The sequence below is a fragment of the Pseudomonas frederiksbergensis genome (assembly GCF_017114915.1).
GTDB lineage: Bacteria > Pseudomonadota > Gammaproteobacteria > Pseudomonadales > Pseudomonadaceae > Aquipseudomonas > Aquipseudomonas frederiksbergensis_I.
The window spans coordinates 19,672-44,019 of sequence record NZ_JAAUOE010000009.1; the positions used below are offsets into that span (position 1 = coordinate 19,672).

At 61.4% G+C, this 24,348-nt stretch carries 18 protein-coding genes and 1 tRNA gene; 2 read left to right on the forward strand and 17 right to left on the reverse strand.

The features are described 5' to 3' along the window. The first annotated feature begins 235 nt into the window (after positions 1-235). On the forward strand, positions 236-886 hold the full coding sequence (locus HCU66_RS09160) for an MliC family protein (protein ID WP_205888290.1): 651 nt from the start codon (positions 236-238) through the stop codon (positions 884-886). 143 nt (positions 887-1,029) lie between these two features. On the opposite strand, the gene HCU66_RS09165 is transcribed toward HCU66_RS09160, so the two are convergent. The 15 genes from HCU66_RS09165 to fdnG all read right to left on the reverse strand — a co-directional run bounded on the left by HCU66_RS09165 (position 1,030) and on the right by fdnG (position 19,000). Continuing rightward, positions 1,030-1,371, reverse strand: coding sequence for a hypothetical protein (locus HCU66_RS09165; protein ID WP_205888169.1), 342 nt, complete (start codon positions 1,369-1,371; stop codon positions 1,030-1,032). Positions 1,372-1,818: 447 nt separating this feature from the next. Continuing rightward, on the reverse strand, positions 1,819-3,327 hold the full coding sequence (locus tag HCU66_RS09170) for a tripartite tricarboxylate transporter permease (RefSeq protein ID WP_205888170.1): 1,509 nt from the start codon (positions 3,325-3,327) through the stop codon (positions 1,819-1,821). Between the two features lie 24 nt (positions 3,328-3,351). Beyond that, entirely contained in the window at positions 3,352-3,843 is a 492-nt protein-coding gene (locus tag HCU66_RS09175) for a tripartite tricarboxylate transporter TctB family protein (protein ID WP_205888171.1), read from the reverse strand. A gap of 1 nt (position 3,844) precedes the next feature. Further along, positions 3,845-4,810, reverse strand: coding sequence for a tripartite tricarboxylate transporter substrate binding protein (locus tag HCU66_RS09180; protein WP_205888172.1), 966 nt, complete (start codon positions 4,808-4,810; stop codon positions 3,845-3,847). 187 nt (positions 4,811-4,997) lie between these two features. Further along, a complete protein-coding gene (locus HCU66_RS09185; RefSeq protein WP_205888173.1) occupies positions 4,998-5,735 on the reverse strand; it encodes a proteasome-type protease in 738 nt (245 codons plus the stop codon). 80 nt (positions 5,736-5,815) lie between these two features. After that, positions 5,816-6,613 carry a transglutaminase family protein gene (locus tag HCU66_RS09190; RefSeq protein ID WP_205888174.1) on the reverse strand — a complete coding sequence of 266 codons (798 nt, stop codon included), beginning with the start codon at positions 6,611-6,613 and terminating at the stop codon, positions 5,816-5,818. Beyond that, positions 6,610-7,560 carry an alpha-E domain-containing protein gene (locus HCU66_RS09195; protein WP_205888175.1) on the reverse strand — a complete coding sequence of 317 codons (951 nt, stop codon included), beginning with the start codon at positions 7,558-7,560 and terminating at the stop codon, positions 6,610-6,612. The genes HCU66_RS09190 and HCU66_RS09195 overlap by 4 nt, the downstream gene beginning before the upstream one ends. Positions 7,561-7,563: 3 nt before the next feature. After that, positions 7,564-8,973 (reverse strand): circularly permuted type 2 ATP-grasp protein, encoded by a 1,410-nt coding sequence (locus HCU66_RS09200; RefSeq protein WP_205888176.1) that lies wholly within the window; start codon positions 8,971-8,973, stop codon positions 7,564-7,566. A 638-nt stretch (positions 8,974-9,611) separates the two neighbouring features. Beyond that, positions 9,612-9,707, reverse strand: a tRNA-Sec gene (locus HCU66_RS09205). A 6-nt stretch (positions 9,708-9,713) separates the two neighbouring features. Beyond that, positions 9,714-11,633, reverse strand: a complete 1,920-nt coding sequence (selB, locus tag HCU66_RS09210) for a selenocysteine-specific translation elongation factor (RefSeq protein WP_205888177.1) — start codon at positions 11,631-11,633, stop codon at positions 9,714-9,716. Next, positions 11,630-13,060, reverse strand: a complete 1,431-nt coding sequence (gene selA / locus HCU66_RS09215; RefSeq protein ID WP_205888178.1) for an L-seryl-tRNA(Sec) selenium transferase — start codon at positions 13,058-13,060, stop codon at positions 11,630-11,632. The genes selB and selA overlap by 4 nt, the downstream gene beginning before the upstream one ends. A 348-nt stretch (positions 13,061-13,408) precedes the next feature. Then, positions 13,409-14,335, reverse strand: coding sequence for a formate dehydrogenase accessory protein FdhE (gene fdhE, locus HCU66_RS09220; protein WP_205888179.1), 927 nt, complete (start codon positions 14,333-14,335; stop codon positions 13,409-13,411). A gap of 4 nt (positions 14,336-14,339) precedes the next feature. Then, entirely contained in the window at positions 14,340-14,993 is a 654-nt protein-coding gene (locus tag HCU66_RS09225) for a formate dehydrogenase subunit gamma (protein WP_205888180.1), read from the reverse strand. Beyond that, the gene (fdxH, locus tag HCU66_RS09230; protein ID WP_205888181.1) at positions 14,990-15,934 is read right to left on the reverse strand and encodes a formate dehydrogenase subunit beta; all 945 of its coding nucleotides are present in this window, start codon (positions 15,932-15,934) and stop codon (positions 14,990-14,992) included. Before fdxH ends, HCU66_RS09225 begins: the two co-directional genes overlap by 4 nt. After that, positions 15,935-19,000 carry a formate dehydrogenase-N subunit alpha gene (gene fdnG / locus HCU66_RS09235; RefSeq protein WP_205888182.1) on the reverse strand — a complete coding sequence of 1,022 codons (3,066 nt, stop codon included), beginning with the start codon at positions 18,998-19,000 and terminating at the stop codon, positions 15,935-15,937. Between the two features lie 235 nt (positions 19,001-19,235). Here fdnG and HCU66_RS09240 point away from each other — a divergent pair, with 235 nt between their 5' ends. Then, on the forward strand, positions 19,236-20,390 hold the full coding sequence (locus HCU66_RS09240) for a MalY/PatB family protein (protein ID WP_205888183.1): 1,155 nt from the start codon (positions 19,236-19,238) through the stop codon (positions 20,388-20,390). Between the two features lie 2 nt (positions 20,391-20,392). On the opposite strand, the gene HCU66_RS09245 is transcribed toward HCU66_RS09240, so the two are convergent. Both HCU66_RS09245 and HCU66_RS09250 read right to left on the reverse strand, forming a co-directional pair. Continuing rightward, the gene (locus HCU66_RS09245; protein WP_205888184.1) at positions 20,393-22,684 is read right to left on the reverse strand and encodes an ATP-dependent DNA helicase; all 2,292 of its coding nucleotides are present in this window, start codon (positions 22,682-22,684) and stop codon (positions 20,393-20,395) included. Next, positions 22,681-24,348: a VRR-NUC domain-containing protein gene (locus tag HCU66_RS09250; RefSeq protein WP_205888185.1), complete on the reverse strand. Its 1,668-nt coding sequence runs from the start codon at positions 24,346-24,348 to the stop codon at positions 22,681-22,683. The genes HCU66_RS09245 and HCU66_RS09250 overlap by 4 nt, the downstream gene beginning before the upstream one ends.

The following is a 24,348-nucleotide window of genomic DNA, read 5'->3' on the forward strand; positions in this document are numbered from 1 at the left end:
GGGATGTTGCACTGCGCAATGGCACGGTACTGGCCGTACGGCGGGAGCTCGGGAATCGGCCCCCGATAGCCGCGAGATAAACACCCTCCTACAAACCAGCCACCGCCAGGCGGTATGGCAAGTTCCGAGCACTGACTTACACTGCGATACACCCATGCGAACGAATCACTGCTCAATGCATCGATAAAACCCCATGGCAATCCGGGCATCACGTAATGATCTGGGTGAAGCCAATATGAAAACGGTCACGACCCTTTTCCGCTGTCTACTCGCTGCCAGCGTATGCGCGGCGGCGAGCACCTGTGTAATTGCTGCGCCAACCTTCAAGCCCAGCTTCGACTGTGCCGAGGCAACGGCGGCCATCGAAAAGCTGATCTGTCGCGATCCGCAACTGGCACAGATGGATATTGAACTGACGCGTCTATATCGCCTGGCGCTCACGGATGAACATTCAGTGCCGGGGCCAGACAAAGTCATGATCGACCAGCAGTTCTGGATCGATGCCCGCGATCAGTGTGCCTCCACGCCTGCGCCCAAGGCGTGCACGATCCGCAATTACGCCGAGCGCGCGCACCAGCTGCGCCAAGGCTCGGCCATTGTGAGAACCAAAGATCCAGACAGACTCACTGAAGGCCCCCTGGCTTTTCGTTGTACAGGGCTTAACCCGCTGGTGGCCGCCACCTTCTTTACCACGCAGCCAGGTGTCGTGTACCTGAAATGGGCGAACACCTCGATCGTCCTGAACCAGGAGCCGAGTGATTCGGGAACCCGATACACAAGCAAGGATAACCAGGGGAACTACAGCTTCTGGCAAGACGGCGACGTGGTGCTTTTCCAGAAGCCAGGCTCAGGGCCAATGAGTTGCAAGGCCGAGCCGGTCGGCTGATGTCTCTGGCGCAAGTACCGGCAACCGCCCCCTGCCCCCAAAACCTGCACGCAAAAAAAAAGCCCCGAAACCGATTAAGGTACGGGGCAAAGAATTGGTTGGTTGCGGCCAACCAAAGGAGCATTTTTCAAAGCGGTTAAGGGTTACAGGCATTCCTGCGCGGCACGTTCGAAACTCGAAGGCATGACATTCGACGCCAGCAAATGGCGCTCATACAAAAACACCTTGCCGCCGTTCGGGGCTTTGTAGGCTTCCAGAACGTTGTCCGCGGCGACTTTGCTCGGCACCACGATCCGGTAGCTGCGCTGGGTTTGCGAGACCGTCGGGTTCAGTGCACTGCCCTGCAATTTCGGCACCACGCAATCGGCGTACTCGGCAGGCGTTTTTTTCGTCTGCAAGGTCAGCGTCGGGTCGTTCGGCGCGGAGGCGCAACCGGCCAGCAGCAAAGCGGCGAAAGCCATGGCAGGAGCAAATAAAAGGCGCATCGGTGAAGTCCTGAAATAAAAAGTCTGGTTCGTTGAGCAACGGCTCGGCATCACGGGCGCTGTTGGCGTACGTTCCGTGGGCAGCGCCTTGGATGGAGGTGATTTTCCATCTCTGCCCGACAAAGCAGAACTTGCGTTTCTTGATTGTCACTATCACTTGAACCAATAGTTGCGCCGCGCGCAGATACGGACAGGCATGATTCGTGATGCGACTTCAGTGCTTGTGACCGGTCAAGTGGGGTGTCAGGCAGTTGCAGTGCCGCAACGGGAGACTCTGTCAGAAACTTCCGGAAAATTTGTGCGCTACTCGATAATCGTTCCCACGCTCTGCGTGGGAATTCAGCCCGGGATGCTCCGCGTCCCTTCCAGAGCCGAACGCGGAGCGTCCGTTGAGGCATTCCCACGCGGAGCGTGGGAACGATCTAAACGTGTGTTTGCCCAGTATGCTCAATCATCCTCATGCAATTTGATACCGCGTTTATGCAGCAAATACGGCACCAGCAGCACCAACAACGTCAGCACCAGCACCGACGCCGCAATCGGTTGCGTCACAAATATCATCCAGTCGCCCTGGCTGATGGACAAGGCGTTGCGCAGTTGTTTTTCCGCCATCGGCCCCAGCAGCATGCCGACGATCACCGGGGCCACGGGGAAGTCGAAGCGCCGCATCAACACCCCGGCCCAGCCGATGCCCAGCATCAGAAACAAGTCGAAGGTTGAGTGGCGCATGCCGTACACGCCGATGGTGGCGAACACCAGAATCCCGGCGTTCAGATACGGCCGTGGGATCTGCAGGAGTTTGACCCACAGCCCCACCAACGGCAGGTTCAGCACCAGCAGGATGGCGTTGCCGATGTACAAGGAGGCCACCAGGGTCCAGACCAGTTCGCCCGAGGTCTGGAACAGCAGCGGCCCCGGTTGCAGGTTGTAGTTCTGGAACGCGGCCAACAGGATCGCCGCCGTGGCGGAGGTCGGTATGCCCAGGGTCAGCAGCGGCACCAGCGAACCGGTGGCGCTGGCGTTGTTGGCCGCTTCGGGACCTGCGACGCCCTCGATGGCGCCCTCGCCTTTGCTGGCGGCGAATTCTTTGGGGTATTTGCTGAGTTTGCGTTCGGTCGAATAGGACAGGAACGTCGGGATTTCCGCGCCACCGGCGGGAATGGAGCCAAAGGGAAAACCGATCAGGGTGCCCCGCAGCCACGCGGGGATCGAGCGTTTCCAGTCGGCGCGGGTCATCCACAACGAGGTCAAACGGTGTCGGCCGGTGGATTCTTCATGTTGGTAGAGCACGCCGTACAAAGCCTCGCTAACGGCGAACAACCCCACCGCAACCAGCACCACTTCGATGCCATCGACCAGTTCGGGCACCCCCAACGTGTAGCGGGCAATGCCCGAGGTCGAGTCCAGGCCGATCAAACCGATGGTCAAGCCGATGCCCAATGAGGCAAAGCCGCGCAGCATCGACGCACCGAGCACCGCCGACACCGTGGTGAAGGCCAGCACCAGAATCGCGAAATACTCCGCCGGCCCGAACTTCAGCGCCAATGTCGCCACGAGGGGCGCGAACAACGTCAGGAAGATCGTCGCAATAGTGCCGGCCACAAATGAACCAATAGCCGCCGTCGCCAGTGCCGGGCCTGCCCGTCCGTTGCGGGCCATGAGGTTGCCTTCCAGGGCGGTGACCATGGAGGACGATTCCCCCGGGGTATTGAGCAGGATCGAGGTGGTCGAGCCGCCAAACTGCGCGCCGTAATAGATGCCGGCAAACATGATCAGCGCCCCGGTCGGATCAACCTTGGCGGTAATCGGCAGCAGCAAGGCGACGGTCAGTGCCGGACCGATCCCCGGCAAAACACCAATCGCGGTGCCCAGCAAGCAGCCGATAAAACCCCACATCAGATTGATCGGCGCCAGCGCACCCGCAAAGCCGGTTGCCAGACTCGAGAGAATGTCCACCTTGTCGACCTCCTTCGGCCCGGATCAGATCCAGGCGTTGATCAAGGGCGGAAGGGAAACCCCTAGCCCGGCGGTGAAAAGCCAGTAGATCGGCAGCGTCAGGGCGATGCCGATGGCCAGGTCCCGCACCGGGCTGCGACTGCCAAAGCCCCGTGCCGAACAGGCAAACAGCAGCGCGGCGGCCAACACGAAGCCGATGTAGGCAATGAGCAAGGCGACGCCCACCAGCCCCGCCGTGACCCAGGTTGCGCCGAGCTTGCCGCCGGGCTGAGCCTGGGTGGTCTCGTGGTCGTCGGGCAGGTTGCGAAAACCACCGGTGAGCGCCTGATAGCACATCAACAGACCGACGACGCCCAGAAACACCGCGACGGCGTAGGGATAGACGTAGGCCGGCATGATGACGAACCCCATCTCGGGGGGAAACCGCGAGGCGCCGACCGCCAGTACCGCACTGATGACCACAACACCGATGCCGATCGCCAGTTGGACCGGCTTTACGCTCCAGCGCCCGGCCATCTCAAAGCAGCCCGACCTTGACCAGCATTGCGCGCAGGCGCCCATGCTCTTCGTCGACGAATTTGCCGAAATCATCCCCGGTCAGAATGCTCGGTGACCAGGCATTGGTTTTCACGTTTTCCTGCCAGACGTCGCTTTTGGTAGCGGTCAGCACCGCTTCGGTTAGTGCTTTGCGTTGATCAGGCGTGAGGCCCGCTGCGCCGTAAACACCCCGCCAGTTGCCAATCGTCACGTCGTAGCCACCCTCCTTGAGGGTGGGTGCGTCGATGCCTTCAACCCGGTTGGGCGCGCCGATGGCCAGTAAGCGGAACTGTTTGGACTGCACGTACTTGGCCAACTCGGCGTAGCCGCCGGTGATCACCGTGATGTGGCCCCCCAGCACCGCGGCAACGACTTCGCCGCCGCCCGCGAAAGCAACGTAATTGACCTTGTTGACGGGGATGTCCATTTTGCTCGCCAGTTCGGCGATGCCGATGTGGTCGATCGAACCCTTGGAGCCACCGCCAAATTTGATGCTGGACGGGTTGGCCTTGAGGTCTTTGAGCAAGTCCTCCAGGGTTTTGTACGGGGAGTCGTCGCGTACGGCGATCACGTTGTATTCGGTAAACAGCCGGGCGATCGGTGTCACGTCCTTCAAAGTGATTTGCGGTTTGTTCTGTTCGATGGACGCGACCATGATCGCGCCGACCACGATCAGGGCATCGGGGTCGCCCTTGGTGGCGTTGGCAAATTGCGCCAACCCCAAGGTGCCGCCGGCACCGCCCTTGTTCTCGAAGGTGACGGCTTTGGCCGTTTTCGCCTCGACCATGGCTTTGCCCAGCACCCGTGCGGTCTGGTCGTAACCGCCCCCGACCGAGCCCGGGGCCATGAACTTGACAGTGTCCAGCGCAAAAACAGGGGATGCGAGCGCGGCGGCGGTAATGAACGCGGCGATGTGGCTGCTGAATCGACGGGCCAGTGCAAACATGAGTCGTCTCCGGATAACCGTTCTTGTTGTTGTCGATCAGGGAGGAGCCCCTGTTCGTTGAGCATGCGTCTGGGGATAAGCGTAGGTCATAGTTGTTTATTGGTCGCGGCGACTGGAAACTTCTTCGTTCTGTAACCTGATGCCACCGCCCTTGAGTCGGGGCGGTGGCTGAACAAGAGGTCAATAGTCAGCCCATCTTCATGTAGGCCTCAGGAGGCTCCGGCAGTGCGGCGAGCATTTCATGCAATCCGGCCGCCCACCGTTTACGGATACTGATGTAGTAAGGGTCGTCGGCCGTGATGCGATAGCTTTGGGCACGACTAAAACTGTCTTTCCTGTACACCAGCAGGTCCAGGGGCATGCCCACCGACAGGTTGCTGTGCATGGTCGAGTCGAATGAGATCAGCCCACAACGCAGGCCTTCGTCGAGCGAGGTGCGAAATGTCAGATTGCGGTCCAGAATCGGCCTGCCGTATTTGCTTTCACCCAATTGCAGGAACGGCGTGTCTTCGGTCGCCTGAATAAAGTTGCCTTGCGGGTAAATGCTGTACACGTCCATGGGCCCGTCCGCGATCTGCCCGCCCACCAGAAACGAACAACTCAAGTCGGTCTTGCCGGCCAACTTTGTGCGGTCCCGGGCGACGACTTCGCGAATGGTTTCGGCCACCAGCACGGTGGCGTCATAGAGCGTGCGGACATTCAACAGATGCGGGCCAGCCCCACTGCAGCGCTGCTTGAGCAGGTTGACCACCGATTGCGAGGTGGCCAGATTGCCCGCGGTTTGCAACACGATCAGCCGCTCTCCAGGCGTACTGAACATAAACAACTTACGGAACGTTGAGATCTGGTCGATACCGGCATTGGTCCGTGAGTCGGAGATGAACACCAGCCCGTCGGCCAGGTGCATAGCGACGCAATAAGTCATTGGAGTGAACTCATGAATTTGGAATGAACGGCCATACCCTGTCCAGGAGGGTATGGCCGGTTACAGTGAGTGCCGCCGTTTTATGGGTGCTGAACCTGAAACAGGGATGTCACCTGGACCCGTGCCTGCATCTGCTCGATCCCGCCGCCGCGACGCATGCCGCGGACCGGGCAGGCGTCGAGGTAATCGAGGCCCACCGCCAGTTTCAAATGGCGCTCGGGCCGGGCCAGGCGGTTGGTCACATCGAAGCTGTACCAGCCGTCGTCGAGCCAGGCTTCGGCCCACGCATGGCTGGCCAGATGGCTTTCATCTTCGGTGCACAGGTAACCGGAGACATAACGCGCCGGGATCCCCAGGCTGCGGGCGCACGCCAGGAACGCATGGGTATGGTCCTGACAGACGCCGGCCCCGGCGGCAAACGCCTGGGCGGCAGTGGTGTCCACGGCGGTTGCGCCCGGGCTGTAGACCATGTGATCGGCCAGGCCGTTCATCAAGTCGATCAGCGCCGCCCGGTCGCGCCGCGTGCCGCAGTGTCGCAAGGCAAAAGCAACCAGCGCCTCATCGGCCGTGGTCAGAGGGCTGGTGCGCAGGAACGGCAACGGCGACTGACTGTCGTGCTCCACATCCAGCGTCTGGTCGATTTCAACCTCGCCATAGGCCGTCAGCACCAGGGCACCGTGGGGCTCGTCCATCGTCAATACATGCAAGACGTTGCCGTAAGGGTCGAGCTGGCTGCGCACCAGGCGCGGCAGTTCCAGGTGCCAACCCAGAACGTGCTGGCGCTCGGTGTTCTTGGGCGTCAAGCGCAGGAACTGAATGCTGGTGCAGACTTCGTCGGCGTAGCTGTAGGTGGTGTCGTGGCGTATGGACAGTTTCATACGACCTCCAGATAGGACTCGTGAACGGTCTGGCCCAAGTGGCGAATCCGGGCAATGAAATCGGTCAACCAGAGGTGCAGGCCTGAACCCAATATCTCGTCGATCCCGGTATAGCGCAGCCGCGCATTCAGTTCGGCGGCCAGGCGCTGGGCCGGGCGACCATTGTTGCCCGGCAGGCTGGCCAGGATCTGGTCCAGCTCCTCGACGCAAGCGTGCAGCGAACGCGGGACGTTGGCGCGCAACAGCAGCATCTCGGAAACCTGCTCGGCGCCCGGCGCATTGCGGTAGAGCTCGTTGAACGCCTCGAAGGACGACAAGGCTCGCAGCAAGGCGCTCCACTGGTAGTAGCCGCGCGCGGAGTTGTCACTCACCTCCTCCGACTCCTCGCCGAACATTTCATAGCGCGCATCCAGCAGACGCAAGGTGTTGTCGGCGCGCTCAAGAAAGGTCCCCAGACGAATGAAGCAATAGGCGTCGTTGCGCATGATCGTGCCCGAGGTCGCCCCGCGGAACAGATGCGAGCGCTCCTTGACCCACTCGCAGAAATGGCTGATGCCGTATCGACCCAGGCCATTGGCCGCGATATTGCGCATCTCCAGCCAGGTGGCGTTGATGTTCTCCCACATATCGGCAGTGATGCGTCCACGCACGGCGTGAGCATTGGCCCGCGCGGCCCGTAGGCAGCAATAGATACTGCCGGGGTTGGTTTCATCCAGCGCGAAGAAGTGCAGCATGCGCTCGGTGTTGAGTTCGCCGTAGCGTTCGTTGTAGTCCTCCAGGGTGCCGGCGGCCAATAGCGACATCGCCAGCTCGGCGTGGCCATCGGTGCGCCCGGCCTGGGGCATCAGCGACAGCGAGTAACTGACTTCGAGCATGCGCGCCAGGTTTTCGGCGCGCTCCAGGTAACGGGACATCCAGTAGAGGTCCGAAGCGGTTCTTGAAAGCATGTCTTAGTCCTCCACCACCCAAGTGTCTTTGGTGCCGCCGCCCTGGGACGAGTTCACCACCAGCGAGCCTTCGCGCAATGCCACGCGGGTCAGGCCACCAGGCACCAGACGGGTTTCGCTGCCCGACAGCACAAACGGGCGCAGGTCAATGTGGCGTGGGGCGATGCCGTTTTCGACAAAGGTCGGGCATGTCGACAGGCACAGGGTGGGTTGGGCGATATAGGCTTCAGGGCGTGCCTTGAGGCGCGCGCGGAAGTCCTCGATTTGCGCCGCCGTGGCCGCCGGGCCGACCAGCATGCCGTAGCCGCCGGAACCCTGGGTTTCCTTGACCACCAGCTCAGGCAGATTCGCCAACACGTGGGACAGTTCTTCCGGTTTGCGACATTGCCAGGTTGGTACGTTTTTCAGGATCGGCTCCTCATCAAGATAGAAACGGATCATGTCGCCGACATAGGGATAGATCGACTTGTCGTCGGCCACGCCGGTGCCGACGGCGTTCGCCAGCACCACATTGCCCGAGCGGTAGGCGGCAATCAGGCCGGGCACGCCGAGCATGGAGTCCGGGTTGAACGACAGCGGATCGAGATAGGCATCGTCGAGGCGGCGATAAATCACATCCACCTGTTTCGGGCCAGCGGTGGTGCGCATATAGACGTGATCGTCGCGGACGAACAGATCGGCGCCTTCAACCAGCTCCACGCCCATTTCACGGGCCAGGAACGCATGTTCGAAGTAGGCACTGTTGAAGCGGCCGGGGGTCAGTACCACGGCGGTGGGATTGTCCAGCGGGCTGGAGCTCTTGAGGGTGTCCAGCAGCAGGTTGGGGTAGTGATCGATGGGCGCCACACGCTGGGCGGCGAAGAGTTCGGGGAACAAACGCATCATCATCTTGCGGTCTTCGAGCATGTAGCTGACGCCGCTGGGGGTGCGCAGGTTGTCTTCCAGCACGTAGTAACTGCCGTCACCGTCGCGAACCAGGTCGACCCCGGAAATGTGGGCATAGATGCCGCGGTGCAGATTCAGGCCCAGCATGGCGACCTGATAACCCTCGTTGGCCAACACCTGTTCGGCCGGAATGATGCCCTCCTTGAGAATGCGTTGCCCGTGGTAGATGTCGGCCAGGAACATGTTCAATGCCTGGACCCTTTGAATGCAGCCACGCTCGACCGTTTGCCATTCACTGGCTTTGATGCTGCGTGGAATGATGTCGAACGGAATCAACCGTTCGGTGCCCTGCTCGTCCCCGTATAAGGTGAAGGTGATGCCGGCTCGGTGGAACAACAGGTCGGCTTCGCGACGACGTTGATCCAGCAACTCCAGAGGTGTGTCCGCCAACCAACGCGCGAACTCCTGGTAATGTGGGCGGCAGCCACCACTCGCATCATACATTTCGTTAAAAAAAGCTCGGGACATACCCCACTCCTTGCCGCGATACAGACGGCATTTTCTTATCACTTCGCTATTTCAATAAAATAAGGCCTTACGTTGTTTTAGTGAGTACTGTTTCTATCAGGCACCTCAGTGTGCGTCGTTAACTTCCTGTCACAATCGGAAATAAATTCCTCATGACTCCGGCCATCTCTTGACGCGTCCCGACGCCAGAGGTCTGGCCTTTGCGGTTTGATTTCTGGCGCCCCATTTATAATGTTCCCCATGATCTTTTTTCGTTGAAAACCACACTTGCGGTGGTTTGAACGTACTTTTGCAAGGGCTGTGCCCAACTATTGTTACGACTGATAAAAAACGAAAAACCCTTCCGTAAAGACATCAGGGAGACATTTCATTCCATTTTTGAGACAAAAATCGAGGCTACCAGTAAAACGTTTTTCCCACGTGTCACTTGCACAACTCTGGAGCGGACAAAAATGGTGCGTTTAGCAACTCAAGTGTGTTTTTTGCCCTATAAGCGGGAAATTTCTACTCATTATTTTTATTGTCCTTGTCATACAAAGCGTCCCGCTCGGTGTGTTGATTAATATCCGCGCACTATTAATGTTCAAAAAAATGCACCAAGAGATTTCATGCAGAATGAAAGTGCCCAAATAAGGAAATGGCGGAAGGCAGCCGGAGTCGAACCGGCCCGGGAACGGATGCCGTCCCCAACCGGGTTTGAAGCCCGGCCGCGCCACCGGGCGCGATTGCCTTCCTTGAACTCAGTCATCCGTTCGTTGAACCAGTGCATTATCGAGCCGCAGCTGGCGTCGGTCGCCAAAGCGGCGGGTCAGGCCGAGCCGGTCGAAGTATTCAAGAATCTGAATGCTGCGCTTGCGCCCCAGGCCCACGGCATCGCGAAACGCGGCGACCTGAATCACCGGTTCATCACTGGCCAGTTGCACCAGCATAGCCGCCAATCGGCGCAGCAGCGTGTCGGTGTAGAACAGGTCACGGACGATTTGATGCAGCAGCCCCAAGCGCGCCATCTTGCGCAACAGCAGACGTACGACGACCTCTTCATGGCCCGTCGTTTTAGCCAGATCACGTACCCACGGCGGATCGAAACCCGCCTGTTCGAACAGCGGCTGTAACTGCTGCCACAGGGTTTCGTCGTCCTCGCTCAAGCGCACTTGGTGATCGGGCAGATGTAACCATGGGCCGCTGGCGGTGATCTTCCCGCTGGCCAGTAATTCGTCGAGCAGGCTGATAAAGGTCGACCGCTCCAACGCGGTGCCGGCGAAGCGACGCAGGCGATCCCTGTCCGGCCCCATTTGGTCCGGTTCGAGTTGATGAAAGCGTGCGAGGTGTTCCAGCAGCGACGCTTTCAGGGCGTCCCAGCGTACCGCGCTGAACAGCAGCGGCCCTTGGCGTGTCTCGATCAAACGCACGTCATCGGGCAACACCCAGGTCGCACGCGGACGGTTGAACTGACGCTCCAGACGCTGGGGATCGAGCCCGGTGTCGCTGTTGGCCAGCAGCGCCGGCAGCGCGTCTTCAAGGCGCTTCGTGGTGGCCAGCGCCTGCAACTGCGCCAATCGCTCGGGGCTGCGGCGTTGGCGGGCCGGGGCGAACGGGTCGAGCACCCGGCCACCGCCGAGGGTGCGTTGGGCGCTTTGGTCGCGCAGGATCAAGCGGTCGCCCTTCACCGCCAGCACCGGCGCGTTCACCAGCAATTGCGCGAACATCTGCCCACCTGGTGCAAGGCTTGCGCCTTCCAGCAAGGCCACCCGTCCCGTCACATCCTGAGTACCGAGATGCATGTGCACCGGCTGAAAATGCTCGAAGCTGCGCGCTTCGCTGGCCAACACCGTCATCTGGATATCCAGACGCTGGGTTGGCGCGTGCAGCCATTCGGCCAACAGCCAGTGGCCCCGGTGAATCTGCTCCAGGGCCAGACGCTCGGCACTCAGGTTCAGCGCGACCCGCTGCCCGGCTGTTGCGCTATCAGCCGGCTGATTCTGCGCATGCAGGCCGCGCACCCGCACAGGCTTGCCCAGCGGGCTCAACATCAGCGTATCGCCCACCGCCACCTGGCCGGACAACGCCGTGCCGGTCACCACGATACCGGCGCCGGCCACGCTGAAGGCCCGATCAATCGCCAGGCGAAAGCCGCCGCTGACGCTGCGTTGAACAACCTCATGCTGCGCCGCCAGCAAGGCCTGACGCAGTGTCTCGATACCCTCGCCGGTCACACTCGACAGCGCGATTTGCGGCGCGCCGGCATAAGGTCCGGGCGCCAGCAACGTTTCGATCTGTTCCCGGACCGCCTGCACACGAGCCGGATCGACCCGATCGCATTTGCTGATTGCAATCAGCGCCCGAGGAATGCCCAGCAACTCGACAATCGCCAGATGTTCGCGAGTCTGGGGCATGACACCGTCATCAGCCGCCACCACCAGCAACACCAGATCGATGCCCTGAGCCCCAGCCAGCATGTTGTGGGTGAAGCGCTCATGGCCGGGTACGTCGATAAAACCGGTCAGGGCGGCGCCCGGTTCCAGCGCTGCGTAGATATAGCCGAGGTCGATGGTCATGCCGCGTTCGCGTTCTTCCCGGCGACGGTCGCCGGCCTGGCCGGTCAGGGCCTGGAGCAAGGAGGTCTTGCCGTGATCGATGTGCCCCGCCGTACCGACAATCATCCGTCCCGGCCCTCCTCCTGCAACTGATCGAGTTGGGCCAGCCAGGCGGCTTCGTCGTCGAGTTGGCGCACGTCCAGCCAAAGCGCATCGCCGTCGATGCGACCGAGCACGGGAATCGGCAATGCGCGCAATGCCGCTTCCAACGCGTGCAATGTTCGCCCACGCAGACGTTTGGAAACCATTGGCCGCAGGCATAACGCCGCACTGGGCAGTCGAGCCACCGGCTGGCTGCCGCTGCCGATCATGCCCAGCGCCGGCACCGCGCTGACGCTCCAGCCATCGCCCAATACCTGAGCCAGCGATGGTTGCAGGCGTTCGGCCTGGGCAAGGATGTCGGCTTGGGGGCGGGTCAGCAGCCGCAGGCTCGGCAGGCGTTCGGCCAGCCGATCGGGATCGCGGTACAGCGCCAAGACAGCTTCGAGGGCGGCCAGGGTCAATTTGTCGACCCGCAAGGCACGCTTGAGCGGATTCTTTTTGATCCTGGCGATCAGGTCTTTGCGGCCAACGATCAACCCGGCCTGAGGCCCGCCGAGCAATTTGTCGCCGCTGAAGGTGACGATATCCGCGCCATCGAGCAGGGCCTGGCGCACCGTCGGTTCGGCGGGCAGGCCCCAGCGGGTCAGGTCCAGCAGGCTGCCGCTGCCCAAGTCCTCCAGCAAGGGCAACCCGTGACGGTGAGCCAACTGCGCCAATTCAGCCGTCGGCACCCGGGCGGTAAAGCCTTCGATGGAGTAATTGCTTGCGTGCACCCGCATCAGCAGACCACTGCGCGGGCCGATGGCGGCCTCGTAATCCCGGGCATGGGTGCGGTTGGTGGTGCCCACTTCGTGCAGCCGCACCCCGGCGCGGGCCATGATGTCGGGAATGCGAAACGCGCCGCCGATTTCGATCAGCTCACCTCGGGAAATGATCCCTTCCTTGCGCGCACCCAGGCTGTTGAGCGTCAGCAGCACCGCGGCGGCATTGTTGTTGACCACCGTCACCGCTTCGGCGCCGGTCAGTTCGCGGATCAGCCCTTCGATCAAATCGTCCCGGTCGCCGCGTTTGCCGCTGTGCAGGTCGAATTCCAGATTGAGCGGATAGCGGGCGGCCAGTTGCACCGCTTCGATAGCCGCCTCCGGCAACAATGCGCGCCCAAGGTTGGTGTGCAGCACCGTGCCGGTGAGGTTGAATACCCGACGGATCTGGCTGCGATGCTGGATCGCCAGGCGCTCGCCCGCCCTGCCCGCCAATACCTCGGGGGCGATTTCAACGGCAGCGAGTTCGCCCTTGTGCACCGGTTCGCGCAAGTCATCGAGCAACTGCCGCAGGCCGGCCAGCAGCGCATCATGCCCGTAACGCTCAGCCAGCGCCTGGCAGGCGGGATGGCGCAGCAAGCTGTCGATGGAGGGCAGCCGCACGGTTTGGCCGATGGAGGTTGCAGACATCAGAGGCTCCCGGACGTGAGTGACCGTCGCGTCTGAGTGTAGCCGCTGGGCTCACCGCTCGAGTATCCGACGCCCTCCCCCTGTAGGGACAATGCTCAGCCGCGACGCATTCTTTGTAGCAACTGCCGAAGGCTGCGTTCGGCCGTAGCAGCTGTCGAGCCTGCGAGGCTGCGTTCGGCTGCGAAGCAGTCGTGAGTCCGGCAGCCATGGTGCACCTGACGCACCGCAATGGCTGATTTTACGACTGCTGCGCAGCCGAACGCAGGCTTCGCCAGCTGCTACAGATCGTAGCATTGGGGCGGGCCAGTCAATGACATCCGGAATCAGAAAACCTGGCCCCGCCACACGCTACCGTTCGTCCGTTGCCAGCAGCAGATTGGGCGCTGGGCGCTGGTAGCCTTCCTGCTCCAGGCGCATGTCCAGCATCAGGCTGGACAGGTCCGCCGAGAGGGCTTCGGCTTCGGCGTCGTTTTCCAGGTAGATCAGTTTCAGGTAGCTGTTGCAGCCGGGGCAGACTTCTGCCCGCAACGGCGCCTGATTGGCGGCGTGGCGGTCATCCTCGAAGCTGACATATTCCAGCCCCTTGCTCTGTTCGCAATACACGCATTTGACCCGCACCACGTGCCATTCGCAGGCGCACAACGAGCACACCAGATAACGCAGACCGTTATATTTGCCGCGATGGCGAATCACCCCGGCCATCGCCGGCGAACCGCAGGCCGGGCATTGGCTGAGGCTGTCGCCGCGAGTCAGCTCAAGGTTGGGTGTGCGCAGCAGCCAATGGCTCCAGGCCACTTGCAGCGCTGCTCCGAGAAACGGCACCAGCGCTACCGGTAGCATCGAGTACTGGCCGCTGACCAAGGCAATCGCCCACGCCTTGAGCAGCCCCGGGTTCGCGCCGCGCAAAGTCGCTACGGCGTTTTCTACCGCCGAGTGTGGCGGCGGCTGATAGCGTTGCAACAAGGCTTCGAGAAAGGGTAGCCAAACGTTTTCGCGCACCAGACTGTCGGCGGCGAACGGTGGCAAACCGTGTTGCTGACACAACCGCAGGCGTTCGGGATCGGGCATGGCAGCCACGGGCGGATTGTCCATCAGATGCTGCTGGGCGTGACATAGCCCCGCGACCAACCGCAGAAAGTCCGCCATGGGATGGCCGTCGGCCAGGCGTTCCAGGCGCAACGCGCGCAAGGTGAACAGATTGTTTGGTGGCAGGTGCAGAAACGGCGGTGAACTCGCCGCCGCTTCTATCTGCCCGGGCTCGAGGATCGTGGCCAAGGGGTCATCCTTTTTTGGTGATCGGTGGCTCAGGCGTCTCGTCACCGGTCACTTCCCGGTACCAGAGCCCGTGGTGTTTTCTCGCCCAGGCGCGGCTGACCCGGCCACGCACCATGGCGTCGACCGAACCGCGAATCCAGATACCAGCATAGACGTGGACGATGATGCTCAACACCAGGATGAACGCCGCCAGTGCATGCAGCAGCATCGCCCAGCGAATACTGGTGATGCCGAAGTACTCGCTGAACCAGGCACGCCAGATCACCAGCCCGGTGAACAACAGCACCAGCATGCAGAGCAGCAACACCCAGAACAGCAGCTTCTGCGCCGGGTTGTATTTGCCTATCGCCGGCACGCCCTCCTCTTCGTTGCGCATGACAGTCCCGACTCGCCTGAGCCACAACCGGTCGTTGGCGCTGAAGTAGTTCGCCCGCCAGAAACTGAACACCAGGCCGAGAAACAATACAAACATCGCCACGCCCAGGTACGGATGCAGAATGCGCGTCCACGAGCCGCCGCCAAACAGGTTGCTGAGCCAGAACAACCCCGGATGGAACAAGGCCAACCCCGACAGCGCGGCCATCAGGAACACAATCGCCACCAGCCAGTGGTTGGTGCGCTGGTTGACGGTGTAGCGCACGATCGGCTTATCGTTCATGGCCTGTCCTCCCCGCCGGGTTTGCTTGGATCGAAGGTGTGCACCGACGGATCGAATTCATGCACGGCAGGGTCGACGGTGGTCGGATGTTCGTCCTCCTCGACCAACTGCGGCCCGACGCGCACGTAGTGGAAGAACCCGGCCAGCACCGCCGCGCCCATGGCCAACAGTGCCAGGGGTTTGCTCAGGCCTTTCCACAGATCGACCAGCGGACTGATCGCCGGGTGATCCGGCAACCCGGCATACAACCTGGGCGTGTCGGCATGGTGCAGCACATACATGACGTGGGTGCCGCCGACGCCTTGGGGATCGTACAAACCGGCGTTTTCGAAACCGCGGCTCTTGAGGTCGACGATGCGTTCGGCGGCGTGTTCCTTCATGTCTTCCTTGCTGCCGAACACGATGGCGCCGGTCGGGCAGGTTTTCACGCAGGCCGGCTCCAGCCCCACCGCCACCCGGTCCGAGCACAACGTACATTTATAGGCCTTGTGGTCCTTTTGCGAGATGCGCGGAATGTTGAACGGGCAACCGGTGATGCAATAGCCGCAACCGATGCAGTGGTCCTGATCGAAGTCGACGATGCCGTTGGCATGTTTGATGATCGCACCGGGGCTCGGGCATGCCGCCAGGCAACCGGGCTCGGCGCAGTGCATGCAGCCGTCCTTGCGGATCAGCCATTCCAGGTTGCCGGCGTCGGTTTCATGCTCGGTGAAGCGCATCAAGGTCCAGGTGTCTGCGCTGAGGTCATGAGGGTTGTCGTAGGTGCCGAGGTTGTGACCGACGTCGTCACGCAGCTCGTTCCATTCCGAGCAGGCGACCTGGCACGCCTTGCAGCCGATGCATTTGGTGGTGTCGATCAGCTTGGCCACTTCCTCTTGGGTGCGCACCGAAGGCGGGACGGTGGTGGTGGCCGAACGGGCGATGATGTCTTGGCTGGCCATTTAGACTTTCTCCACGTTGACCAGGAATGACTTGGATTCCGGGGTCTGAGTGTTGCCATCGCCGAGGAACGGCACCAGGGTATTGGTCAGGTAACCGTGGCGGGTGGCGCCGGTGAAGCCCCAGTGCAACGGGATACCGATCTGGTGCACCACCTGATTGTTGACCTGCAGCGGACGAATCCGCTTGGTCACCACCGCCACCGCTTCGATATGCCCGCGCTTGGAACTGACCCGAACCCGGTCGCCGGCGGCAATCCCCTTCTCCTTGGCCAGCGCCTCGCCGATCTCGACGAACTGCTCGGGCTGGGTGATAGCGTTGATCGGGCAATGCTTGGTCCAGAAGTGGAAGTGTTCAGTCAGCCGGTAGCTGGTCGCCGCATAAGGGAAGTCCTTGGCCTGGCCCAGGGTGTCCCAGACCGAATCGAAGATCCGCCCGGCCGGGTTGCTGGTCGCCTGCTTGTTGTTGGGGTGCATCGGGTTGATGCCGATGGGCGTCTCGAACGGTTCATAGTGTTCGGGGAATGGCCCTTCGTTCATCTTGTCGAGGGCGAAGAAACGCGCCACGCCTTCGGGGTTCATGATGAACGGGTTCATCCCGGCTTCCGGCGGCACATCGGCCTTGTAGTCGGGCACGTCGGTGCCGGTCCAGACCTTGCCGTTCCACCACACCAGCCGTTTTTTCGCATCCCACGGTTTGCCTTGAGGGTCGCAAGAGGCGCGGTTATAGAGAATCCGTCGGTTCGCCGGCCAGGCCCAGGCCCAGCCCAGGTTCTGCTTCATGCCGTAAGGATCGCTGTTGTCACGCCGGGCCATGTTGTTGCCCTGCTCGGTCCAGCTGCCGCAGAAGATCCAGCAACCGGACGCCGTGCTGCCATCGTCCTTGAGCTGGCCGAAACCGGACAACTGCTGACCGGCCTTGACCACCGCACCCGAAGCATCGGTGACATCGACGATGGCGTAGCCGTTGAACTCCCGGGCCAACTCTTCCGGCGTCGGGTCATCGGGGATCTTGTACGGCCAGTGGAGCTTGAGGATCGGCTCGGCCCAGGCGCCGCCATTGGCCTGGTAACGCTGGCGCAGGCGCAGGAACAACTCGCTCATGATCTTCACGTCAGTGCGCGCCTGCCCCGGGCCGTCGGCGCCTTTCCAGTGCCATTGCAGCCAGCGGCCGCTGTTGACCAGCGAACCGTTTTCTTCGGCGAAACAGGTGGTGGGCAGGCGGATGACTTCGGTCTGGATGTCGGCCGTTTGCACATCGTTGTAAGGCCCGACGTTGCGCCAGAACTCCGAGGTCTCGGTGGCCAACGGGTCCATCACCACCAGCCACTTGAGCTTGGCGAGCGCCTTCATCACCCGGTTCTTGTCCGGCAAGGCGGCAATCGGGTTAAAGCCCTGGCACATGTAGCCGTTGACCTGACCCTTGCCCATCATGTCGAACATTTTCAGGATGTCGTAGCCGGGAATGTCCAGTTTCGGCAGCCAGTCGTAGCCCCAGTGATTCTCGGCGGTGGCATTGGCGCCGTACCAGGCTTTCATCAGGCTGACGTGGAACTTGCCGTAGTTCTGCCAGTAGGACATCTGCCCGGGACGCAGCGGTTTGAGGGCGCGTTTGGCGATGTAGGCGTTGTAGTCCTGTTCGGCTTCGGCCGGCAGGGTCAGGTAACCGGGCAGCAGGTTGGAGAGCAAGCCGAGGTCGGTCAGGCCCTGGATGTTGGAGTGCCCGCGCAGGGCGTTGACGCCCCCGCCCGGCATGCCGATGTTGCCCAGCAGCAGTTGCACCATGGCCGCGCTGCGGATCATCTGCGAGCCGATCGAGTGCTGGGTCCAGCCCAGGGCATAGAGAATCGTCATGGTTTTGCCCGGTTGCGAGCAGGTGGCGATCTCTTCCCAGATTTTCTGCATGGCGTCTGCGGGCATGCCGCAGACCTGACTGGCCAGCTCCAGGGTGTAGCGGCTGTAATGCTGCTTCATTAATTGGTAGACGCAGCGTGGGTCTTGCAAGGTCGGGTCGACTTTGGCGAAACCGTCCTCGCCGATCTCGTAGCCCCAGCCGGACTTGTCGGTATAGATGCGCTTGCTCGCGTCGTAACCGCTGAACAACCCGTCCTCGAAACCGTAGTTGGCCTTGACGATGAACGACACGTCCGTATAGGCCCGCACGTATTCGTGCTGGATCTTGTCCTCGGTCAGCAGGTAATTGATCAGCCCGCCCATAAAGGCGATGTCGGTGCCGGTGCGGATCGGCGCGTAATAGTCGGCCACCGAGGCCGTACGGGTGAAACGCGGGTCGACCACAATCAGCCGCGCCTTGTTATGGGCTTTGGCTTCGGTCACCCATTTGAAACCGCAAGGGTGCGCTTCTGCTGCGTTACCACCCATCACCAGAACCAGATTCGCGTTGGCGATATCGGTCCAGTGGTTGGTCATGGCACCACGGCCATACGTCGGGGCAAGACTTGCCACCGTCGGGCCATGTCAGACACGTGCCTGGTTATCGAACCCCAGCATGCCCAGACTGCGAATCACCTTGTGGGTCATGTAACCCGCTTCGTTGGACGAAGCCGACGCCGCGAGGAAACCGGTGGTCAGCCAGCGGTTCACCGTTTGCCCCTGGGCGTTCTTCTCGATGAAGTTGGCGTCGCGGTCGGCCTTCATCAGGTCGGCGATGCGGTCCAGCGCTTCATCCCAGGAGATCCGCGTCCACTCCGTAGTGCCGGGCTTGCGCACCTGCGGGTATTGCAGACGGCTGGGGCTGTGAATGAAATCGAGCAGGCCAGCGCCTTTAGGGCAGAGGGTGCCGCGATTGACCGGGTGGTCGGCATCGCCTTCGATGTGGATGATGCTCTGGGCGACATTCTTCGCATTGTCGCCCTGGCTGTACATGATCAAGCCGCAACCGACCGAGCAGTACGGGCAGGTATTGCGGGTTTCATGGGTATGGGCGAGCTTGAAATGACGCACTTGTTCGGCGAAGGCTGGCGTCGGGGCCATGCCCAGCGCGCCGAGGCTGGATCCCGCAAGGCCGAGACCAGCGACCTTGAAGAACTGACGACGGTTGAGGTCCATCGTGCACTCCTGATCAGGTGGAAACCCGGTGCGTTGACCGGGTTTTTCTGGACGATCACGGTGACGGCAACGGAACTACCGCCAATTAGAACTTTAGACAATGTTGCCGTGCGCGGTCTGGAAACCGACCGTCGGTGGCTTGCCGGTCATGGTCTATCGAGCACCTCGCCAGCGGTGAAGGTTGGCGCTTATCATGAGCGCCGGATTAACCCCTCTGCTTTTTATGAGACTGAGCATGACTTTCGATTTTGATCAGGTGTTCGACCGCCACGGCACCGGCAGTACCAAATGGAGCCGCTATCCGGCCGACGTGTTGCCGATGTGGGTCGCCGACATGGATTTTGCCGCGCCGCCCGCGATCATCCAGGCGCTGCAAAAACGCCTGGAACACCCGATGCTCGGTTACAGCGTGGCCCAGGATGATTTGCGCGACGCCATCGTCGCCGACCTGTGGAACAAGTACGCCTGGCGCGTGCAGCCTCAGGAGCTGGTCTTCCTGCCGGGTATCGAATCGGGCTTCAACATGGCCTTGCATGCGCTGGTCCAGCCGCAGCAGAACGTGGTCGTGCAGACGCCCAACTACCCGCCGCTGCGCCATGCACCGGGTCACTGGCAGTTAAACAAGGTCGAACTGGACTTCGACGCGCTGGCCGATGGCACGTATGCCACGCCACTCGATGCCTTGCGCCAGGCGCTGCAAGGCGGTGGCGCCTTGCTGCTGAGCAACCCGCATAACCCGCTGGGCAAGGTCTTTCCCCGGGAAGAACTGCAAGCGGTCGCTGACATTTGCCTGGAACAGGACGCCTGGATCATCTCCGACGAGATCCACTCCGAGCTATGCTTCGACGGGCGCGTGCACATTCCGACCGCCTCGCTCAGCCCGCAGATCGCCAAGCGCACCATCACCCTGATGTCGGCGAGCAAGGCCTACAACATCGCGGGCCTGAAGACGGCGTTCATGATCATTCAGGACGCAGCCTTGCGCCATCGCGTCAATCATGCACGCTGCGGCATGGTCGACAGCGTCAACCCCCTGGGCCTGGAAGCCACCCGCGTCGCCTACAGCGAATGCCGCCCCTGGCTGACCGAACTCATGGCCTACCTGCAAAGCAATCGGGACTGCCTGGTGGAGGCAGTTCGCACGCGGTTGCCGGGTGTGACCATGAACATACCCCAGGGCACTTACCTGGCGTGGCTTGACTGCACCGCGCTGGGGCTGGACAACCCGCAGCATTTCTTCCTCGAACAGGCCAAAGTCGGGCTGAGCGCCGGGCTGGATTTCGGCGATCACGCCCAGCAATTCGTGCGCCTGAACTTCGGCTGCCCACGGACGTTGCTGGAAGAAGGGATTGCGCGGATGGAGCGTAGTTTGCGTAACCGCAAGGCCTGACTCTACTCGGGCTCGCTCCCACAAGGGGGTTTGTGTGCCTTCTCGACCGCCCACCAGCGCGGCAGTAATTGCTTGACCTTACTCTCGCCAAACCGGTCATCGATCAGCATCACCACCCCTTGATCCTCCCGTGCACGGATCACTCGCCCCGCCGCCTGCACCACTTTCTGCACACCTGGAAACAGGTAGGTGTAGTCATAACCGGCACCGAAAATCGCCGCCATGCGCTGTTTCAGTTGTTCGTTGACCGGATTGAGTTGCGCGAGCCCCAGGGTGGCGATGAAGGCGCCAATCAATCGGGCGCCGGGCAAATCGATGCCTTCACCGAATGCGCCACCCAGCACCGCAAACCCGATGCCCTGGTTGTCGGCAGTGAATTGATCGAGAAAGTCCTGACGCTGCGCTTCCCCCATGCCACGGGATTGTGACCACTGCGTGATCTGCGGATACCGCTCGGCCAACAACTGCGCCACTTGCTGCAAATAATCGAAACTGCTGAAAAACGCCAGGTAGTTGCCGGGGCGTTGGGTGAACTGTTTGGCGATCAGTTCGACGATGGGCGCAAGGGACGCTTGACGGTGGACATAGCGGGTCGAAATCTGGCTGACGATGTGCACGTGCAGCTGATCGGCGTGAAATGGCGACTCCACGTCGATCCATACCGTGTTCGCCGGTGTTCCCAGCAAATCGGCGTAGTAATGCCGGGGGCTCAGGGTCGCGGAAAACAGCACCGTGCTACGCGCCGCGGTCAGGCGTGGGCGGATGAAACCGGCGGGGACCACGTTGCGCAGGCACAGGTGCGACAGGTTGCGCTTGCGGTCCAGGTCTCGTTTGCTGATGTCGAACAGGAAATGCTCATCGAACAGTTCAGCTACACGGCCGAACTGCAGCATGTCGAAGTAAAAAGTCTGCAAACCGCTATCCAGGCCTTGAGGGTGGTCATTCAGGTAGTCGCCGATGCTCGCACAGCACAAGGACAGTGCCTGAAGCAGTTTTTCCGGGACTTTGTCGTAGGCTTGATATGGCGCGAGTTGCTGATCGTGCAGGGCATTCCATTCACGATTGACTCGCTGCAAGGATCTCTTCAACGGCTCGGGTGCGGTTTTTCGTACGCCGTTCAAGGTCGCCTGGTCGAGGCTGGCGCTGTACATCTGCCGGCCGCGCTCCACCAGGTTGTGGGCCTCGTCCACCAGCACCGCGACGTTCCAGTGATTGGCCTGAGCCAGCCCGAACAGCAACGCGCTGAAGTCGAAATAGTAGTTGTAGTCGGCGACCACCACGTCCGCCCAACGGGCCATTTCCTGGCTCAGGTAATAAGGGCAAACCTCATGTTCCAGCGCAACCTGGCGCAAGGCGCTCTGGTTCAGCAGGCTCAATTGGCTGGCGGCCTGGCGCGCGGCCGGCAGACGATCATAAAAACCCTGGGCCAACGGGCAGGATTCGCCATGACAGGCCTTGTCCGGGTGTTCGCAAGCCTTGTCCCGGGCGATCATCTCGAGGATTCGCAAAGGCTGCGCATCGGCGCTGTCGAGGATGACCCGGGCCGCGTCCAGCGCCAGTTTGCGCCCCGGGGTTTTCGCCGTGAGGAAAAACACCTTGTCCAGTTGCTGCGGCGCCAGGGCCTTGAGCATCGGGAACAGCGTGCCGATGGTCTTGCCGATACCGGTGGGTGCCTGGGCCATCAGGCAACGGCCGGTGCTGACCGCCTTGAACACCGACTCGGCCAGATGCCGTTGGCCCGGACGAAAATCGGCATGGGGAAAGCTCAGCTGTTGCGCCGCCAGATTGCGCCCTTCGCGATGGGCCATTTCCTGCTCGGCCCAGTGCAGGAACAACCCGCAGTGGTGCTCGAAGAACAGCTGCAAGTCGGCGGCGCTGAAGGTCTCGACCAGACAGGTTTCCTTCTCGCTGACGATGTCGAAGTACACCAGCGCCAGGTTGATCTGCGCCAGATCCAGTTTCTGGCACATCAACCTGCCATAGATCTTCGCCTGCGCCCAGTGCAGTTGCCGGTGGTTGGCCGGTTGCTTGCTCAGGTCGCCCCGGTAGGTTTTGACTTCTTCGAGGCAGTTTTGCGCCGGATCGTAACCATCCGCCCGGCCTTTCACGGTCAAGGTTCGATACTGACCCTCGAGCGCGACCTCGTTCTGGTAACCCTCGCTGCGTCGTGACGCCACGGTGCGATGGCCGATAATGCCTTCCAGCGCGGTCGGCGACGGGGTGAAGCGCAGGTCGAGGTCGCCAACCTTGGCAGTGAATTCACACAAGGCCCGCACCGCAATGCTGTAGCTCAAGCGCCCTGCTCCGCCCATTGCACGTAACAAACGGCGATCGGCATCTGGTGCTCGTGACAGAACTCCAGCCAGCGCACCTGATTGTCTTGCAGACGATCGCCGGGGCCTTTGACTTCGATCATTCGGTAAGTTTTTTGCTGCGGCCAGAACTGGATCAGGTCCGGCATGCCGGCACGGTTGGCCTTGATGTCGAGCAGCAGTCGATTGAACCAGTGTTTGAGGTGTTCGGCGGGCAGGCAGTCGAGCGCCTGCTCCAGCAGTTCCTCGCTCAACGCGCCCCAGAATACGAACGGCGACTGCACACCCCACTTGGCGATGTAACGTTCACGAATGGTCCGGGTATAGCGCCCGTCATCGAGTTCGGCGAGGCAGGCCTGGAACAGCTCCGCGCGCCGCGCATGAAAGTCTTCGTTGTGCAGGTCCACCGGCCCGCGCTGGAACGGGTGAAAAAACGCCCCCGGCAACGGGGCGAAGATCGCCGGCCAGCACAGCAGCCCGAACAGCGAATTGATCAGGCTGTTCTCGACGTAATGCACCGGCGCCGATTCGTCCGCCAGATGCGCCTGAACGTAATACTCCACCGACAGCGCCGGATCGTGCCGGGGCAATTGCAGGTCCAGGCGCTGCATGGGCCGAGGGGCTGGCCGCTTGATCGGCGGCCCGCCCAATTTGCGCCGCAGTCGGGGCAGCACACGTAATAAATGCTGATGTTCGGTGGCGCTTTCCGGGGCTTGCTCGGCGTGGGTCGCCAGGTCCATGGCCAGTTGAAATTCGCCACAACGCTCCAGCACCCGAATCAGCCGCAGGCGCGCGCCAGGGTAGGCGCAATCGCGGTAGAGGCTCAGGGCGGTGGAAAAATCCGCCATGCGCTCGCAGTGCTGAGCGATCTGGAACAGCAGCTTGGCCCGACGTCTTTGCAGCCAGGGATTGGCGAGCTCCAGTCCGTTGATCTGTTCGACAACCACCGCCACCTCTTCACCGACCTCGAAACGCTGCTGACAGTTGTGCAGGAACAGGCAGGCGTCGACGTCCTCGCGACTGCGCAAGCCTCGGGATTCGGCGCAAAACTCGACTTTCTCGTAGGTATAGATGCCGAGGTCGGCTAGCACGAACTCTGACCAGTCCTGGTAAAGATTGCCGAAGAACATCAGGCGCAACCGATCGCACAGGCCCATGACGGTCAAGCTGAACAACCGATCATCCAGTGCCGGGCACCACTGGGCAAAACTTTGCTCTTCAGGAAACTGCTCGCTCAGGGCCGGCAACCAATCGCTCTTTTTGCCTTTCGGTTGATCGATGGCGTCACCAAAGCACTGGAGAATCTCGGCCTTGAGCAACACCTCGAACAGCTCCTCGATGGGCAATGGCAACTGCTCATCGATCCAGCCCAAATCCAGGAGCGGCGCCGCGGCGCTGGCGATGTCGCCGATCTCGACGTAACTCAGTTTACCGGCCCTGAAATGCACGCCCTTGCGCATCACCAGCCTGACCAGCAAGGCCTGGGACTCACGGGGCAGCCGATTGAAGTCGCGGATGAAATCCTGTTCTTCGATGCTGAGAACATCGGCATAGCGATGCTCAAGCCAATCAAGCACTTGCATGAAGTTGTTCAAGTAATAGAACGGGTCATCGAGCGGATTTACAATCACGGGCAATCGGGCCAT